The organism is Brenneria populi (assembly GCF_036016195.1).
Classification (GTDB): Bacteria; Pseudomonadota; Gammaproteobacteria; order Enterobacterales; family Enterobacteriaceae; genus Brenneria; species Brenneria populi.
The window spans coordinates 118687-134857 of sequence record NZ_JAYWTM010000024.1 but is presented as its reverse complement, the minus strand read 5'-3'; the positions used below and the strand labels follow the sequence as shown (position 1 = coordinate 134857).

Here is a 16171-nt window from a genome sequence, read left to right as displayed (position 1 = left end):
CCCGATCACCATTTTTATTATTTATAATCAATACGTTAAGTATTTAGACCCGTCATACTGCCAGCTGTCTGCGCGTTGGCTTTGTTACTCGCCCCTGCGGGGCGAGTAATATCTGACTTTGTCAACAGCCGGCGGGCGCTTACTTGATTTCGTCCTCCTCCTGGCCGCCCCCGATGCGCGGGCGAATGATCTTGCCTCGCTTCTCGGCGGCCTTGACCAGTTCGGCCTCTTCGTGCGCCCAGTTCCAGTAGTTGACTTCGTGGGGGGAGTGTTCGGTGGCGGTGACGAACATTTCCGTCGCGAAAGCGTTGCGCAGTTCGTTGGCGATATCTTCCTTCCAGGCTTTACGCAGTTGCTGGGTGGTGATGCGGCGCGTCACGCGGGTGCCGGTGCGCATAATCAGCTCGGCGATCTCCCAGGCGCGGTCGTAAGCCGCCTCCGTATCAGGACAGATTTCATTCACCATGCCGAGGGAGAGCGCCTTGCGGGCGGTAATGATTTCACCGGTCAGTTCGGCGTAGGCATAGCGTTTACGCCCCATCAATTCGCGCCACGCGATTTGGATGCCGTCGCCGGGCACCATGTTGACGCGGAAATGCATCTCGGTGGTCCAGGCGTCTTCGGTACACAGAGTGATGTCGCTGAAAAGCACCAGATCGGTATGGAAGGCGGCGCCGTTCCATACGCCGATGGTCGGCACCTCGACGTCAAAGACCTGGCCTTCGATATCGTTGGTTCCGTCGTAGTACTGATACTCATACATCTTCCACGCTTCGTCGGGCGCCGAGTTGAACTCGGTGGCCGGAAGCCAGTTGCCGTTTTCATCCAGCCGGCCGATCCCGCGCATAAAGTCCTTGCCGGTGCCGCCAAGAATGATGATTTCGTTATCCGGATCCCGGCCGGCCCAATCGAAGAAGTAGTGCAGCGCCTGATGCGCGGGCGCGCCCCACTGCAGGCTATCGCCGTTGGTATGCAGGCGGGCTTCGAGAATGCCGTTCTTGCGCTTCATGGTGAAGCAATGTTTTAGTTTTTCCGAATATTCTTCGAAAGGCATATGGGGAATCGTTCCCAATTCCTTATGCGACATTTCTTTACGTTTTCCGGCATCGGACTCATAATTGGCTTTAATCACCATCTTCAACTCCTTTACGGCTCTATTTAATTAACTGGAATGAGTGGAAGTAACGTCGACTTAAGTGATGTAACTCACATTTCACCGCTGGTATTTCCCGCTAATAAAAACCTAACATCGCGCCGATGACGGTAGAAATTCTTTTTATTTCCCCGGTTATGCATTTTCAACATAGCCATTTTAAAAAGCAGATATTTTTATTTTTTAATGTTTAAAAACAAAATATTACCAAATATTAAAAACGAATTTAAAATATCAAATCAGAAATACATGCGCATTGACATGGCGTTAATGCGACAGATATCACACTTAACATTTCCTTAAGTAAAAAGCTATTTTTAGACAGAAAAAAAACAGAACGAAGGATATATTCAGACGAGTTTTGACATGGGTAATTATTCAGGAAACCAGCGTCCTTTCATTTAAAAAAAATTTAAATTCATTTAAAAAAAGAGAAATACAAGGATTGGCGTTTTTATTATCCCACACCAGTTCCAAATTAAACCAATAATCCTTTTCGATCACATCCAGCAATACGCCGTTGGCGCCGAGCAAGTAACCGCGGTGCTTCGGCATCAGTAAGGCGACCCGCTCTCTGAACTCCAGATTAAAACAGCAGGTTTTCAGATTGGGATACTCCTTATCCAGATGGTAATCAATGTTATAGCAATCGAAAAATCGGGTGCTGTACTCCTCGGACAGACAAAACTCGCGCGGATCGACGCGAATAATCGGCCACTTACTGACCTCTCTCAGCGAGACGCGCCCCCGTCCGGCCAGCGGATGATTTTTGTTTACCGCCACGCACAGCGCGTCGGTCTGAAACGTCAGGGAGTTAAACTTTTTGTTTTCCAGAAAATTAGGCCGCAGCAGCAGCCCCAGATCGCACACATGCTGCTCTAGAAACAGCAGGGACTCGTCCAATTCGCTGTCGCGGCACTCCACCGTAATATCCGGATGGCTGCGCTGAAACCGGGTCAATAGCTTCACCAGAACATGCTGGATGGCTTCGCCCAGGAAGGTGATAGTCAGCCGGCGCCGGCTTTTCCCGGTAAAGGCGTTAACGGCGGAGAGCGAGCTCTCATACTGCTGAATAACTTTGCGGGCCTCCACCGATAACAGTTTTCCCGCCGAGGTCAACTCCACGCTGTGCGTATCGCGTCGCAGCAATTCAGCGCCGAACTGCTCTTCCAGCGCTTTCATGTGACGGCTTAAAACCGGCTGGGTTATGTTCATCTTCTGCGCGGCCCGGCTAAAGTTAAGCAGTTCGGACAACTGAATAAATTCGTATAACAGCTGTATTTTCATCGCACGTGGCTTCCACCCGAAGCGTGACCAGGCTAACAGGATGACACTATAGCCAAATCGCCGCGCATGAACTGTGAAAGCAATCAAAATGCACCTATCGCCGCTCGCCCGCTCCTGATTTAAGCCGATCGCCGTTGACGCTGTTCTCCCCTATCTCGCCATGCAGCGCGCTAATCAGATTATCCACCGCGCGCGCGGCCATGTTATAGCGCGTCTCATGGGTCGCCGAGCCGATATGCGGTAACGCCACCACGTTCGACAGCGTCAGCAGCTCAGAGTCGGCGGGCAGCGGCTCCACGTCAAAAACATCCAGCCCGGCGCCGCGAATCACGCCGTTTTTTAACGCCGCTATCAGCGCCGGCTGATCGACGATGCGCCCGCGGGCGCCGTTAATCAAAATGGCGCCCGGCTTCATCCGGCGTAAGCGCTCGGCGTTGATCAGATGGTGCGTCCGCTCGCTATAGGGCAGCGTGATCGCCACAAAGTCCGACTCGGCCAGCAGCGTCTCCAGTTCGCAGCGCCGGGCGCCCAGCGTTTGCTCCACCTGAAGATTGGGCCGATCGTTCCAGTATAATACCCGCATGGCGAACCCGGCGGCGGCGCGGCGGGCCAGCGCCGAACCGATGCGCCCCATGCCCAGAATGCCGATGGTTTTGTGATGAACGTCGGTGCCGTAATATTCGCTGCCGATGCTGCGCGTCCAGCGGCCTGATTTGACCAGCTCCCCCATCTCCTGCGCCCGGCGGGCGGTCATCAGGATCAGGGTGAATACCGTGTCGGCCGTCGTTTCCGTCAGCACCGTCGGCGTATGCATCAGCACGATGCCGCGCCGGGTCAGATCCTCGACGTCAAACTGATCGTAACCCACGGAGATGGTGCTGATCGCCCGCAGGCGCGGAGCCTGGTCGAGCAACGCGCCGCGAACCGGCACGCTGGCGCCGATCATGCCCCTGGCGTCGCCCAGCGCGCGAATAACCTCGGGCTGATTGGCGGCGTTGATGCCGTCAAAGAAGCGCACCGTAAAGCGATCCGCCAGGCGCTGATGCAGGTCTTGCGGGATTTTTTTATACAATACAATTGGTTGTTTCATATGTAACCTCTTGTGAGGGAAGGCGCTTACGCCGCCGCCATCGCCGGTTTCTGCGCGTCGGCCGGTTTGACAATGATATTGTCATCCGCCGAATTCATTGGTCAGGCATCCGTGCCGGAATGTAGGGTCCAGAGATAGAGGCGGTGATACAAAAACAGAGGTGTTGCCGGTTCGTTATTCGCCCAGCTGCGCGCGCGTCGGCAGCCCTTCGCTATCGCCAATCGCCTGTACCGCCAGCGCGCCGATGCGGTTGCCGCGCGCCACGGCTTGCGCCAGGGTTTTCCCTTCCAGCAGCGCGCTGATCGCGCCGACCGCGAAGCCGTCCCCGGCCCCCACGGTGTCGACGACATGCTCTACGCGCACGGCGGCGACGTGCCGCCGCTCTCCGTAGCGGGTTTTAAACCAGGCGCCGTCCGCGCCCAGTTTGATAATGACGGCGCTCACCCCGCGCGCGAGATAGAAATCGGCGATCTCCTCCGGCGTCTGTTTTCCGGTTAGAATCTGCCCCTCTTTCAGTCCGGGAAGCACCCAGTCGGCCAGAAACGCCAGCTCATTCAGCTTTTCGCGCATCACCCGCTGATTCGGCCACAGCACCGGGCGCAGATTGGGATCGAACGACAGGCTCTTGCCCATGGCGCGCATCTCCCGCGCCGCGTGGTTGGCTAACGCCAGCGAGCTGTCGGAGATGGCGGCCGCGACGCCGCTGAGGTGCAAATGGCGGGCGCGCATAAAATAGTCGCGGTCAAAATCGCTCACCGCCAGATGGCTGGCCGCTGAGCCGCGGCGAAAATACTCCACGATGGGATCGGTTCCATTTTCAGCCCGCGATTTAAGCTGAAAGCCGGTAGGGAAACGCGCGTCGGTAGTGACGCACTGACGGTCGATCCCCTCTTTTTCCAGCGTATCCAGAGTAAAACGCCCGAAGGAGTCGTTTCCTACCCGGCTGACCCAGCCCACGTTGAGCCCCAGGCGCGACAGGCCAATGGAGACATTCAGCTCCGCGCCGGCGATACGTTTGGTGAAATGACCGGCCTGGCGTAGCTCGCCGGGTTCATCGGCGACGAACATGGCCATGGCTTCGCCGTAGGTAATCACATCCAGTGGAAGCGTGGCGCTCATCTTCAATCCTCCCTCAGTAAATCAACATAATGCCGGGTGACCGCCGTCAGATCCCGGCCGGTCAGCGGAAACTCAATGCCGCGCATCGCGCGTTCCGGCAACAAAGAAATCAGGGCGCGCCAGCCGCCGTCGCTGCTGTCCAGATCGACCGCATGCCACCGGTGATGACGCCGCTGCGCCGCTTTGACGTGAATGTAGCGCACATGTTCGGCCAGCCGGACGGCGGCCTGCCGCGCGTCTTCATCCACCCAGTGCCAGTTCGCCATATCGAAAGTCATACCGACGGGAGAGCCGCTCCGTCCGACGGCGCTGAAGAACGCCTGCAGCGGCGCTAAAACGCCGTACTCTTTCGTCTGATCGTTTTCCACCACCACCTGTAGCGGCAGGCCGTCGACGCAGGCGTTCAGCGCGCGTAGGTCATCCCCCGCGCGGTAATTTCCCAGGGAGAATTTGACCGCCCGCGCTTTCAGCGCCACGGCTTCCGCCAGACGCGTTTCCAGCGCGGGGTTCAGCGCGCCATCCTCGGAGTACAGCCCTTCCGGCACGGAATAAACGGCAAAGAGTCGATGCCGCATGATGCCTGCGGCCAGCGCCGGCAAGGCCTGTAATTCCTGCTCCGTCAGCAGCTCGCGCCGTATTTCCACGCCGTCGGCGCCCGACTCGGCGATAATCGGCAGCAGCGCCGCCTGGCCGCCCAGCCGCTCTACGACATCGCGGCCATAGGCCGCCGTCACCACCACGATTTCTCTTTTCATATCCGCTCCAGCGAGGGTCGACACATTGCCTTCTGTTTTCCTGTGGCTATAGTAAATGGGAATCGGTTCCATTAAAAATATCGCCGCGAACAGAATGTGAATAAAATCACAGCAATATTTAATTTTGTATTATTTTTCAATAAGATAATTAAATATTGCGCTTCCCGCCCCGCGGGTTTTCCCTGTCGGTTAACGCCACGGCGGGAATCCAGGTTTTGCCGCGACCCGGCGTAAATGTAACCAAGAGGCCGAACTCGGTGCGGCTGACGGGAGTGAAGCCCGTACGGATACTTGATCAAAAGTCGCGATAAATGCCGGCCCGCCGGCGTGAAACGCGGAGCGGTTGTGATAGGCTGTAAAAATGTCATATCCAGAGGATATCGTGGTGAGAAGTAAGGGAAACCGTACAACAATCAGCGACGTAGCCAAAGCGGCCCTGACGGGGAAAACCAGCGTGTCGCGCTATCTGAATGGCGAGCAGCATCTCTTATCGGACGATCTTAAACGACGCATCGAAAATGCCATCCGCCAGCTGAATTACAGCCCCAGCCAGATGGCGCGCGGCCTCAAAAAGGGACAAACCCGGCTGATCGGCATCATCATCGCGGACATCACCAATCCTTACTCCGTCGATGTGCTGCGCGGCGTGGAGGACGCCTGCCAAAAGCACGGCTTTACCCTGCTGATGTGCAACACCAATAACGAGGTGGATCAGGAGCGGCATTATCTGCAATTGTTCAGCAGCTACAGCGTCGAGGGCATCGTGGTAAACGCGGTGGGAATGCGCGAGGACGCCTTCGCCAGGCTGCAGCACTCTTCGTTGCCGATGGTGCTGATCGACCGCAAAATTCCCGGATTATCGTGCGATATGGTCGGACTGGATAACCCGGCGGCGACCGCCGAAGCGACCGCGCACCTGATCGAACAGGGATTCGAGGCGTTTTTATTCCTTAGCGAGCCATTGGGACTGGTCAACACCCGTCAGGAGCGTTTGGCGGCCTTTCAGCAGATTATGCGCAGCAATCCGTCGTTAGTGGCCTGCCATAACGACGTGCCGTTAAACGACAGGGAGCGGCTGGATAATATTCTGCATACCTTTTGTCAGAACCACCGCGGGATGCGCAAAGCGGTGATTTCAGCCAACGGCGCCCTGACGCTGCAAATCGCCCGCGCAATGCGCCGACTGCGCCTTAACTGGGGAAATGATATCGGCTTTCTGGGCTTTGATGATATGGAGTGGGCGGAAGTCGCCGGCATCACCACGCTCAAACAGCCGACCTACCAGATCGGCCGCGCGGCGCTTGAGCAGCTGCTGTCACGCATCCGCGGCGACAGCGGCCCCATCGTGGAAAAAACCTTTCCCGGCACGCTGGTGATCCGCAGTTCCAGCGCCGGCTGAAGCGCCGCGCCTAAGCCCGCAGCCGCATGCGCAGCGTCGCCGAGGGTTTCTCATTAAATAGGCGCTGGTAATCGTTGGCGAACTGGCTCAGATGCCAGAACCCCCACTGCATGGCGGCGTCCTTCACCGTATCGCAGCGGGAAAGCGGGCTGATAAGCTCGCGGCGCACCGCGTTGAGGCGGATCATCTTCAGCCAGGCGTTCGGCCCGACGCCCAAAACCTCGCAGAAGGCATTCTGCAAAGTTCGGCGGCTGACAAACAGCTCCCGGCACAAATCGGGAACCGTCACCGGCTCCGACGTCCGGCTAAGCGCATACTCCCGCGCGCGGGAGACCAGGCGCCGGTAGCCCGTCCGCCGCTCGGTCGCGCGCGAAGGCGGCGGGCAGGCGCTCTCCAACAGCGCGATCATCGCCGTCAACAGATTATCATTCAGCACCTTGCCGACGCCGCGCATCCCCTGCGGATCCCGGCGGGCATGGCGAAGCGCCTGATAGATGAAAGCGCATAAGGCCGCTTTCCTGTCGGGATCCACCGCCAGCGCCGCGGGCTCGCGCAACAGTTGAAAGAAGCGCGCCTGCTCCGCCAGCATGCCGGTATGCTTCAATAGCGCGTCATAGGAGATCACCACCCCCAGGATGGCGTATTCGTTCGGCGTACTCAGCTCGAACTCCCGGCCGCCCGGGCTTAGCGCGACGCAGCCTTGGTCGATGGGCTGCGCGCCGATGGCGCCTATCTCGCCGCGCGCGACGGGGATCCCCAGCCAAAACGCCTGCGGCCACACCATGCAGGATTGCCGCAGCGCCAGATTGGTGTATTCGTGGCAGAATTGCACGCCGTCGAACAGCAGTTCCGTCAGCTCGCCGCGAAAATGCCCGGGACGAACCTGATCGTAAAGCTGCTGCCAGGCGGTAATGGCGCAGGACTGCGCATAGACATCCTGCGTATGGCGCTGATGTACATGTTCATCCTCGGTGCGCGACGCCGATTTCGGCCCGGAGGAGTAATTCATGGCATCCAGAGTATGCAAGCTGGGGCGTTGGTTCGTCATGGTACGCTCCTCGACAATTACCGTAACGGTAGCCGCAATATCGCCGATCGTCGCGATCCGGCGCCTAGAAACCTATGGGGTCAACTCTATATCACCTGCGGGCGCATTAACGTGACGCCGACGATACCTTGCGCCGTCGGCGCCGCCCTATCTCCTCCTTAATTCCGGTCGCGGCGCCCCGCCGTCTTAGGCCGCCGTTTCAACCACGCTGCCGCATCATATGATACGGAACATATCCACCATCACGCAGCGGCGCCGGCGGACAAAGGTGCTGGCCGAGGTCACGCCTTCTCCGGTGGGCGTCGATATGGTCATCGAGGTGCAGCCTTCGCCCCCCAGACCCAGGCCGGCGATGCAGGGGCCGTTTTTCACGAAGATGCTGGTATTCATGACGCTGGCCATATGGTGCATATTGTTCACATTGGTGGAGTGTATCGCGGCGGTATGCTGGCATCCGCCCTCCAGCTTCACCGCCAGATCGATCGCTTCCTTCACGTTCCTGGCGCGCACCACCGGCAATACCGGCATCATCATTTCGGTAACGGCGAACGGATGCGCGGCGTCGGTTTCCGCCAGCAGCAGACGCGTTTGTTCGCCGACTTCGCGTCCGATGCTCGCGGCGATTTTCGCCGCGTCGCGGCCGACCCACTGGCGGTTGACCACCCCTTTGCCGTTTGCGCCGATATTCGACAGCAGCTTCGGCAACAGCTGCCCGACTTCGTCATCGCTCAGCAGCACCGCCTGATAACGCTGCATTTCCGCCAGCAGCGCATCCGCGACGCTTTCAACCACGATCAGCACTTTTTCATCGGCGCAGATAATGTTGTTGTCGAAAGAGGCGCCGCGCACGATAGCGCGCGCCGCCCGGGCGAGGTCCGCCGTTTCATCCACCACCACCGGCGGATTGCCCGCGCCCGCGGCGATAAGGCGTTTGTCGGTATGCTTACGCGCCGTTTCCACCACCGCCTCGCCGCCGGTCACCACCAGCAGGCCGATGCCGGGATACTTAAACAGCCGCTGCGCGGTTTCGATATCGGGGTTCGCCACGCTGACCAGCAGGTTAGCCGGCCCGCCCGCCGCCACGATGGCCCGGTTCAGCAGACTGATGGCGTGCAGGGAGACTTTTTTCGCCGACGGATGCGGGGCGAATACCACGCTATTGCCGGAGGCGATCATACTGATGGCGTTGTTGATTACCGTCGCCGCCGGGTTGGTGGAGGGCGTTACCGACGCGACCACGCCCCAGGGGGCGTTCTCAATCAGGGTCAATCCATTGTCGCCCGTCAACACTTCCGCCTTCAGACACTCCAGCCCCGGCGTGCCGCGCGCCTGCGACACGTTTTTGGTATATTTATCGATGACCCGTCCCATGCCGGTTTCGGCGACGGCCATCTCCGCCAGCACCTGCGCATAGCGTTCTCCCGCCTGGCGCATCGCATCAATAACCCGTTGACGCAGGGCCATGCTGTTGAGCATTTTCTGCGCCATCGTCGCGGCGTAGACCGCATCGTCCAGCGAGTCGAACACGCCGGCTTGCGGTATCTGCATGACCTTTTCCATCGATAGCTGTTCCATACTCGCTTCCCCTCTTGATTATGCCGTTTGCCACGGCGTCGCCTCACTGTCCTGACATGATTCTGTCAACAATTCGCCAAAGGAAATAACAAATTTCGGCAAGGGGAATAAAAGGTTGAAGCGGATCACTTAAATAGCGGGGCCGGCGGTCGAACGCGGAGGGAAACCCTGTTGGAAGGGGCAATCGGCGCGATCGCCCGGTAGAGGTAAAAGAGTCATCATCGGTGGTAGAACGCCGCCCGGCGCCGAATCACCCTCGTGATATCAACTGCGCCAGCACCGCTTCCGTTTCGCTGAGCAGTTGGCCGGCGTCGTCTTCCGAAAAGACCAGCGGCGGACGAATTTTCAGCACGTTGGCGGAGTAACCGGTGGCCGATATCAACACTCGGCGCTCGCGCAGCCCGTTGACAATCGCCGTCGCCAACGGCGCATCCGGGGTCTTGCGCTCCGGATCGCTGACCATTTCGACGCCGATATACAGTCCGGCGCCGCGCACATCGCCAATCTGCGGATAACGCTGGGCAATGTCGCGCAGGCCAGCGCGTAAAAATTCTCCGACCCGCTGGGCGTTTTCCTGCAACTTCTCGTCGCGAATCACATCAAAGGTCGCCTGCGCGGCGGCGATAGCCACCGAGTTGCCGCCAAAGGTGTTGAAATAGCGCTGGTCGCTGCCGAAACGCTCGACGGCTTCATGGGTGACGGCCACCGCGGCCACCGGGTAGCCATTGCCCATCGGTTTCCCCATGGTAATGATATCCGGATCGATACCGTGGCGCTGAAAGCCCCACAGCGTATCGCCGGTACGGGCGAACCCGGACTGAACTTCGTCGGCGATAAACAACCCGCCGGCCGCGCGCACCACTTCCGCGACCGGCGCCAGCAGGTCGGTGGGGTCGGTATAAATGCCGTCGGACGAAAACACCGAGTCGGCGATAAATGCCGCCAGGCCTTCTCCGTAGCGCTGTAATTCGGCGATCTGCGCGGCGACCTGTTCCGCCATGCGCCGCCCCATTTCCGCGCGGGACAGACGATACGCGTCCGGCGCCGGCACGCGGCGCACCCATTGGCCGAGCGGCGAATGCCCCCCCAGCGACGGCGAAATACCGGAAGTCAAGAATGAATTGCCGTGGTAGGCCTCGGAGGTAATGATCACCCCTTGCCGGCCGGTGTAGTGGCGGGCGATACGCAACGCCAGATCGTTGGCCTCCGAACCGGTGCAGGTAAACATCATATGGCCCTGTGCCGATATTCTGCCGCCGAACGTCGGCAGCAGCTGTTCGGCATAATCCAGAATGCCGTCCTGAATATAGCGGGTATGGGTGCAGAGTTTGCGCATCTGGTCATTAATGGCATCGGCCACCCGGGGGTGGGCATGTCCGACCGATACCACATTGTTGTAAGCGTCGAGATATTCATTGCCGTGGCGATCGTACAGGCGCACGCCCCGCCCCCGGCTCACCTCCACCGGCTGTTGATAGAAGAGCCGATAGGCCGGGCCAAGCAGGCGAATGCGCCGTTCAACGGCGGCGCGGTCGGCCGGTTCAAGATGGTCAAGATTATCGGGATTAAAGGCATTGACCATCTTGCCGCGGCTTGTATGGGAATCAGTCATGGTGTTCTCCTGACAACGGAATCATCGACATAAATGTTTGCGAAAGTTCGTCGCTGGATCGGGCCAGCAGCCAGGCCAGCTGTCCCCAGCCCGGCTCGGTATTACGCAAAATATAGCGGGCGTTGTCCGGGAAACGCCGCGCGCGCCATAGCGTAATCAGCGCCCGGGCAATCACGCGCCCCATCACCAGATGAGGCAGTAAAGCCAGTTCCTCACGGCTGAGCGGCGCCCGGCGCAGGTAGCCGCGCAGCAGATCGCGCCCCTGCGCGAACAGATCGTCCGGCGAGTTGACGGCGGCGTCTCGCGGCAATTGATTCAGCAACGCGGTGGCGACATCGACGGCGACCGCGGTGTAGACCGTATCGCCGAAATCGATGATGCCGGTAACGAAATCGCGGCGGCAGGGATCGACGATAATATTCGACTGGCTAAAATCATTGTGCAATACCTGACAAGGCAGCGATTGAATACGCTCGGACAGAGGCAGAAAACGCGCCATTGCGCGCTTAAGAAGCTGTTGTTGTTCTTTATTTTCAACCGACGCCAGCAGCGGTCGCAGATTGGCGAGATTTTTCACATCCCAAAACAGAATACGATGCGCGGCGGGATGCTCGAATCGCGCCATCGCCAGCCGCAGGCGGGCCAGCACCTCCCCCACCTGTTCCCGCAGCCGGGGAGAAGATTCGACGCTGTCCAACGGCGTCCCTTCCAGATAGGTCAGCAAGCGAACATAGCGCTGTTGACCCGCGGCGTCGGTGATGCGCGCCATCGTGTTGCCCTGAATATCGGCTACCGGCGCGGGCACCGGTAAAGCCGCGTCCCTTTGCCGCAAAAAATTCAGCAGCGCTCCCTGCAAATCGATCTCCTCCGCCGGCTCGGCGGGATTGGCGACCTTGAGAATATATTGCCGCCGGCGATCGCTATCCGTCAGCCTAAACGTATCATCCTTTTCGGTATCCAGACGCCGCACCTGCCCCTCAATGCCGTAGTGAGATCGGGCAAGCCGTGATGCTTCGTCATCGCTCATGCTGATAAATCCGGTAGTCAAGCCGCTGTCGTCCACCGCGATATCGATATTGTCCGTATGTCTCGCCATATTGACTCGATCCCCCGTTAACCCCGATATTGTCGATTGTCGACAATTGTACGACACAAAGCAAGCGTAGAGTCGACAATCGCCAATCGGCACCTATATAATTCGCCCATTACTGATTCCTGAGCGCCCCTAGCCGTTAATGATGAAACGTTCCCGCTTAAAGCCACTGACGAAAAATTCAATCGAGGCGCAGACCACCGACAGTCTGCGCAGCTACATTCTTTCCGGTGCGGTCAAACCCGGCGATCGCCTCACCGAAACCGCGCTGGCCGAACAACTCGGCGTAGGCCGCGCCACCGTAAGGAGCGCGTTTCAGCGTCTGTCCGGGGAAGGCATTTTAGTGCAGATCCCCTATACCGGTTGGGAAGTCACCTCGCTCTCGATCAAAGACGTGTGGGAGCTGTGGACGCTGCGCGGCAGTCTTGAGGGGCTGGCGGCGCGTCTGGCGGCGGAACACCCAGACCCGGAACAGCGCCAAGCCATCGAGCGCGCCTATCAACGTCTGGAAGACGACTGCGCGGCGGGCGACATGGGCGACATCAGCGAAAGCGATATGAACTTGCACCACACCATCGTCAAGGCCGCCAATCACCAACGGCTGGATCATCAGTACACGCTGGTGGAGCAGCAGGTGCGTTTGTACATTATGACCAGCAATGTCTATACCGCCGATGGCCCTTCCGATATCTTTTCCCAGCACACGCCGATGGTCGAAGCGCTGCTGGCCGGCGACGGGCCTCGCGCCTCGCAGGAAGCTTGGCTGCATAACGAAACCGAAGGGAAAAAGCTGTCGGACTGGCTGCAACAGCAAAGGATGCGGGACGCCGTCATCAACTGACGCCCCGCGATGCCTATCGGTCGGAAACGTCGGCCAGCGGCAAACGCGGGCCGCGAGCCTCAATATCCGCCCCCGCCGCCAGACACAGATCTTCGCGAAAACGCCCGGAGACGATCTGAATGCCCAGCGGCGTCCGGTCGGGCAGATAACCGGTACACAGGCTTAGCGCGGGCAGGCCGGTGACCGGCAGTCCGATCATCGGCAGCTGCGAGCGCCACACGTGCCGATAGGCCGCCTCGCCCTGCAAATCCAGATTATTGGCGAAGGGCAGCGCAGCGCTCACCGGCAGCAGCACCACCGGGTATTGTTGCAGGAATGCGCCCCATTCGCGGGCGATGCCCAAGCGACGCGACAGCGCCTGCGAAAAATCCGCGATGCCGATTTGCTCGGCAAGCGCTTTCTGCCCGGCCAGCGCGGCGATGGCGCCGGGATCGCCTTCCCGCTCCGCCGCGGCAACCATGCCGGCATAACCATCTCCCATCCACAGCGTAATCTGAATCGCCACCGCTTCTTCCAGCGAGACCAGTTCATCCACTTCGTCGACGATCCAGCCCGCGTCGCGCAGTTTATCCGCCGATTCCAGCAGCGACCGACAGATCTCCGGCGCGGTATCGATGCCGTCGGGGCGCAGACAAACCGCGGCGCGACGCGGCATGACCGGTCCGTTTAGCGGCGCAGGCACCCACCAGGGATCATCGACGCTGCCGACCGACATGGCGCCCAGCGCCAGGGACAGGTCCGCCACGCTGCGGGCGATAGGCCCGGAGACCGCCATTATTTGTCCGCCGATGGTGCGCTCGGCGCCGGACGCGTTATACGCGGCAATGCGGCCAAACGAAGGACGCAGACCGTGAACGCCGCAGGCATAGGCCGGGTAACGGATCGAACCGGCGATATCGGTGCCGTGTCCGATAGCGGCGATCCCCGCCGCCACCGATGCCGCCGCCCCGCCGGACGAGCCGCCCGGCGTCAGCGCGGCGTTGCGTGGATTAAAGGTGGCGCCGTGCTGTTGGTTATCGGTGAACCAGCGGTAGCTGAACGCCGGCGTATTGGTGCGCCCGATGCTCAGCGCGCCGGCCGACAGCAGGCTGGAAACCACCGGATTATTGCGCGTGGCGATCAGATTTTTCTGCGCTTTCAAACCATTAGTGTTGGCATAGCCCGTCTGATCCACATTGACCTTGATGGTGACCGGAACCCCGGCCAGGGGGCCGACCGGCTCGCCCGCCGCCAGCTTTCGATCCACTTCTCGCGCTTGCGCCAGCGTATCCTCCGGACGGTAATCCACCACCGCGTTAATGGCGGGATTCACCGCTTCCAGACGTTGCAGACAGGCTTGCGCAACATCCCGGGCGCTGATGTCGCGCAGTTGAATCAAACTGGCGATTTCGTTGGCCGACAGTCGCCACAGTTCGGATGTCGTTTTCATACAGGTTTCCTTGTTTCATTGGAAAAACGCGAACATCAGCAGGATGCGGCATGCGCGCCTGCCGGACAGAAATTCTGGAAGTCCCAATCCCGCCCCGGCGCGGCGTCAATCAGCGCGCGCGTATAGCTGTGGCTGGGATGGCTCAGTACCGTAACCGCATCGCCGGCCTCGACGATCTCGCCTTTTTTCATCACCACGATGGAGTGGCAGATTTGCGCCGCGACCCGGAGATCGTGAGTAATGAACAGGATGGCGACGCCGGTGCGCCGGCGGATCGCCTCCAGCAGTTCCAAGACCTGCGCCTGTACCGAAACATCCAGCGCCGATACCGCCTCATCCGCCACCAGCACGTCCGGCTCCATCACCACCGCGCGCGCAATACATAGACGCTGGCGCTGCCCGCCGGAAAACTGATGCGGATAGCGCGACATAACGTCTGCCGACAGCCCCACCATCTCCAACGCGTTGGCGGCGGTATCCAGCGCCTGCCGACGCGGCGTGCCGAAGTTGATCAGCCCCTCAATCAGCGAGTCGCCCACCGTGCGACGCGGATTCAGCGAGCGGTAAGGATCCTGAAAGATAAACTGTATCCGCCGCCGCAGTCGGCGCATCTCCCCCGCCCGGTGTTTCACCAGATCGTCATTTCCCAGCATAATGCTGCCGCTGGTCGGTTCCTGTAACCGCACCAGACAGCGCGCCACCGAGGACTTTCCCGAACCGGACTCGCCCACCACCCCCAGCACTTCGCCGCGGCGAATACGGAAGCTAACGTTGTTGGCGGCCACCACTCGCCGGGTCGCGCCCATGAATTTTTTCTCTTCATAAATTTTGTCCAGCCCGATGACTTCGATGGCGTCCGGCGCCGCAGGCCGGGAAACGTGGCGAGGCAGCAGGCTGGGCACCGAAGAGACCAGCATGCGGGTGTATTCCTGAACCGGGCGAACCAGAATGTCGTCGCGGCTGCCGCTTTCCACCAGCGTGCCACGATTCATCACCACAATGCGATCGGCGATTTCCGACACCACGCCGAAATCATGAGTGATAAACACCACCGCCGTTTGCTGGTTGAGCTGCAACTCTTTAATCAACGCCAGGATCTGTTTCTGCGTGGTGACATCCAGCGCGGTAGTGGGCTCGTCGCAAATCAGCACCCGGGGTTTGAGAATCAGCGCCATGGCAATCACGATACGCTGGCGCTGCCCGCCGGAGAGCTGATGCGGGTAGCTGTGGTAGATACGTTCAATATCCGGCAGGTGCACCGCCGTCAGCATCGCCATAATCTGCCGCCTGCGCTCCTGGCCGGGCAGCTGCGTGTGAATGCGCAGCACCTCATCGATCTGCTTACCCACTTTCTGCACCGGATTCAACGCGGTCATCGGCTCCTGAAACACCATGCCGACGGTGGAGGCGCGCAGCGCTCTCAGGCGGGACGGGCTGGCCTGCACCACATCCTCGCCGTCCACCAGAATACGGCCGCCCGTCACGGACAACGCTCCGGCCGGCAGCAGCCCCATAATCGCCAGCGAGGTGACGGATTTCCCCGAACCGGATTCGCCGACAATACAGACGGTCTCGCCGGCATATACCTGATAGGATACCTGCTCCACCACCGCCCGGCCCGTTGCGCCGCGGCCGGTTCTGACGGTAACCGACTGAACATCCAGCACCGGGGCGGCGCTCCGAGGCGCGTCAGAGGATTTAATTGGCTCCATGGGTTCTCCTGTTGTTGTAAAGCCTGCCGTTATAGAACAGATGCCGTCGCGCTAAACA

13 protein-coding genes are annotated in these 16171 nt (G+C 59.7%); 2 read left to right on the top strand and 11 right to left on the bottom strand.

Going from position 1 to position 16171, the window contains the following annotated elements; translation table 11 throughout:
- Window positions 1-139: 139 nt before the first annotated feature.
- The 5 genes from VSX58_RS18655 to VSX58_RS18635 all read right to left on the bottom strand — a co-directional run bounded on the left by VSX58_RS18655 (window position 140) and on the right by VSX58_RS18635 (window position 5404).
- Window positions 140-1135: an enoyl-CoA hydratase/isomerase family protein gene (locus VSX58_RS18655; protein WP_327619407.1), complete on the bottom strand. Its 996-nt coding sequence runs from the start codon at window positions 1133-1135 to the stop codon at window positions 140-142.
- 396 nt (window positions 1136-1531) lie between these two features.
- Window positions 1532-2440 carry a LysR family transcriptional regulator gene (locus VSX58_RS18650; RefSeq protein ID WP_327619406.1) on the bottom strand — a complete coding sequence of 303 codons (909 nt, stop codon included), beginning with the start codon at window positions 2438-2440 and terminating at the stop codon, window positions 1532-1534.
- Window positions 2441-2534: 94 nt separating this feature from the next.
- On the bottom strand, window positions 2535-3530 hold the full coding sequence (locus tag VSX58_RS18645; RefSeq protein ID WP_327619405.1) for an NAD(P)-dependent oxidoreductase: 996 nt from the start codon (window positions 3528-3530) through the stop codon (window positions 2535-2537).
- 174 nt (window positions 3531-3704) lie between these two features.
- Entirely contained in the window at window positions 3705-4649 is a 945-nt protein-coding gene (locus VSX58_RS18640; protein WP_327619404.1) for a sugar kinase, read from the bottom strand.
- Window positions 4650-4651: 2 nt separating this feature from the next.
- Window positions 4652-5404, bottom strand: a complete 753-nt coding sequence (locus VSX58_RS18635) for a sugar phosphate isomerase/epimerase family protein (protein ID WP_327619403.1) — start codon at window positions 5402-5404, stop codon at window positions 4652-4654.
- A gap of 361 nt (window positions 5405-5765) precedes the next feature.
- Here VSX58_RS18635 and VSX58_RS18630 point away from each other — a divergent pair, with 361 nt between their 5' ends.
- The gene (locus VSX58_RS18630) at window positions 5766-6803 is read left to right on the top strand and encodes a LacI family DNA-binding transcriptional regulator (RefSeq protein WP_327619402.1); all 1038 of its coding nucleotides are present in this window, start codon (window positions 5766-5768) and stop codon (window positions 6801-6803) included.
- A gap of 10 nt (window positions 6804-6813) precedes the next feature.
- On the opposite strand, the gene eutR is transcribed toward VSX58_RS18630, so the two are convergent.
- The 4 genes from eutR to VSX58_RS18610 all read right to left on the bottom strand — a co-directional run bounded on the left by eutR (window position 6814) and on the right by VSX58_RS18610 (window position 12134).
- Window positions 6814-7851 (bottom strand): HTH-type transcriptional regulator EutR, encoded by a 1038-nt coding sequence (gene eutR / locus VSX58_RS18625; RefSeq protein WP_327619401.1) that lies wholly within the window; start codon window positions 7849-7851, stop codon window positions 6814-6816.
- Window positions 7852-8067: 216 nt separating this feature from the next.
- Entirely contained in the window at window positions 8068-9426 is a 1359-nt protein-coding gene (locus tag VSX58_RS18620) for an aldehyde dehydrogenase family protein (protein ID WP_327619400.1), read from the bottom strand.
- A 250-nt stretch (window positions 9427-9676) separates the two neighbouring features.
- The gene (locus VSX58_RS18615; protein ID WP_327619399.1) at window positions 9677-11038 is read right to left on the bottom strand and encodes an aspartate aminotransferase family protein; all 1362 of its coding nucleotides are present in this window, start codon (window positions 11036-11038) and stop codon (window positions 9677-9679) included.
- Entirely contained in the window at window positions 11031-12134 is a 1104-nt protein-coding gene (locus VSX58_RS18610; RefSeq protein WP_327619398.1) for a phosphotransferase, read from the bottom strand. Before VSX58_RS18610 ends, VSX58_RS18615 begins: the two co-directional genes overlap by 8 nt.
- Window positions 12135-12273: 139 nt before the next feature.
- On the opposite strand from VSX58_RS18610, the gene VSX58_RS18605 reads away from it, so the two are divergent.
- Window positions 12274-12972: a GntR family transcriptional regulator gene (locus tag VSX58_RS18605; RefSeq protein ID WP_327619397.1), complete on the top strand. Its 699-nt coding sequence runs from the start codon at window positions 12274-12276 to the stop codon at window positions 12970-12972.
- Window positions 12973-12985: 13 nt separating this feature from the next.
- On the opposite strand, the gene VSX58_RS18600 is transcribed toward VSX58_RS18605, so the two are convergent.
- On the bottom strand, window positions 12986-14401 hold the full coding sequence (locus tag VSX58_RS18600; RefSeq protein ID WP_327619396.1) for an amidase family protein: 1416 nt from the start codon (window positions 14399-14401) through the stop codon (window positions 12986-12988).
- 35 nt (window positions 14402-14436) lie between these two features.
- Complete coding sequence (locus VSX58_RS18595) at window positions 14437-16113, bottom strand: ABC transporter ATP-binding protein (RefSeq protein ID WP_327619395.1); 1677 nt, start codon at window positions 16111-16113, stop codon at window positions 14437-14439.
- Window positions 16114-16171: the final 58 nt, after the last annotated feature.

Bases quoted from the DNA above. Each gene is read 5' to 3' on its own strand.
- VSX58_RS18595 (WP_327619395.1), bottom strand. From the start codon at position 16,113: ATGGAGCCAATTAAATCCTCTGACGCGCCTCGGAGCGCCGCCCCGGTG.
- VSX58_RS18640 (WP_327619404.1), bottom strand. From the start codon at position 4,649: ATGAGCGCCACGCTTCCACTGGATGTGATTACCTACGGCGAAGCCATG.
- eutR (WP_327619401.1), bottom strand. From the start codon at position 7,851: ATGACGAACCAACGCCCCAGCTTGCATACTCTGGATGCCATGAATTAC.
- VSX58_RS18630 (WP_327619402.1), top strand. From the start codon at position 5,766: ATGTCATATCCAGAGGATATCGTGGTGAGAAGTAAGGGAAACCGTACA.
- VSX58_RS18605 (WP_327619397.1), top strand. From the start codon at position 12,274: ATGATGAAACGTTCCCGCTTAAAGCCACTGACGAAAAATTCAATCGAG.
- VSX58_RS18655 (WP_327619407.1), bottom strand. From the start codon at position 1,135: ATGGTGATTAAAGCCAATTATGAGTCCGATGCCGGAAAACGTAAAGAA.
- VSX58_RS18615 (WP_327619399.1), bottom strand. From the start codon at position 11,038: ATGACTGATTCCCATACAAGCCGCGGCAAGATGGTCAATGCCTTTAAT.
- VSX58_RS18635 (WP_327619403.1), bottom strand. From the start codon at position 5,404: ATGAAAAGAGAAATCGTGGTGGTGACGGCGGCCTATGGCCGCGATGTC.
- VSX58_RS18620 (WP_327619400.1), bottom strand. From the start codon at position 9,426: ATGGAACAGCTATCGATGGAAAAGGTCATGCAGATACCGCAAGCCGGC.
- VSX58_RS18645 (WP_327619405.1), bottom strand. From the start codon at position 3,530: ATGAAACAACCAATTGTATTGTATAAAAAAATCCCGCAAGACCTGCAT.
- VSX58_RS18650 (WP_327619406.1), bottom strand. From the start codon at position 2,440: ATGAAAATACAGCTGTTATACGAATTTATTCAGTTGTCCGAACTGCTT.
- VSX58_RS18610 (WP_327619398.1), bottom strand. From the start codon at position 12,134: ATGGCGAGACATACGGACAATATCGATATCGCGGTGGACGACAGCGGC.
- VSX58_RS18600 (WP_327619396.1), bottom strand. From the start codon at position 14,401: ATGAAAACGACATCCGAACTGTGGCGACTGTCGGCCAACGAAATCGCC.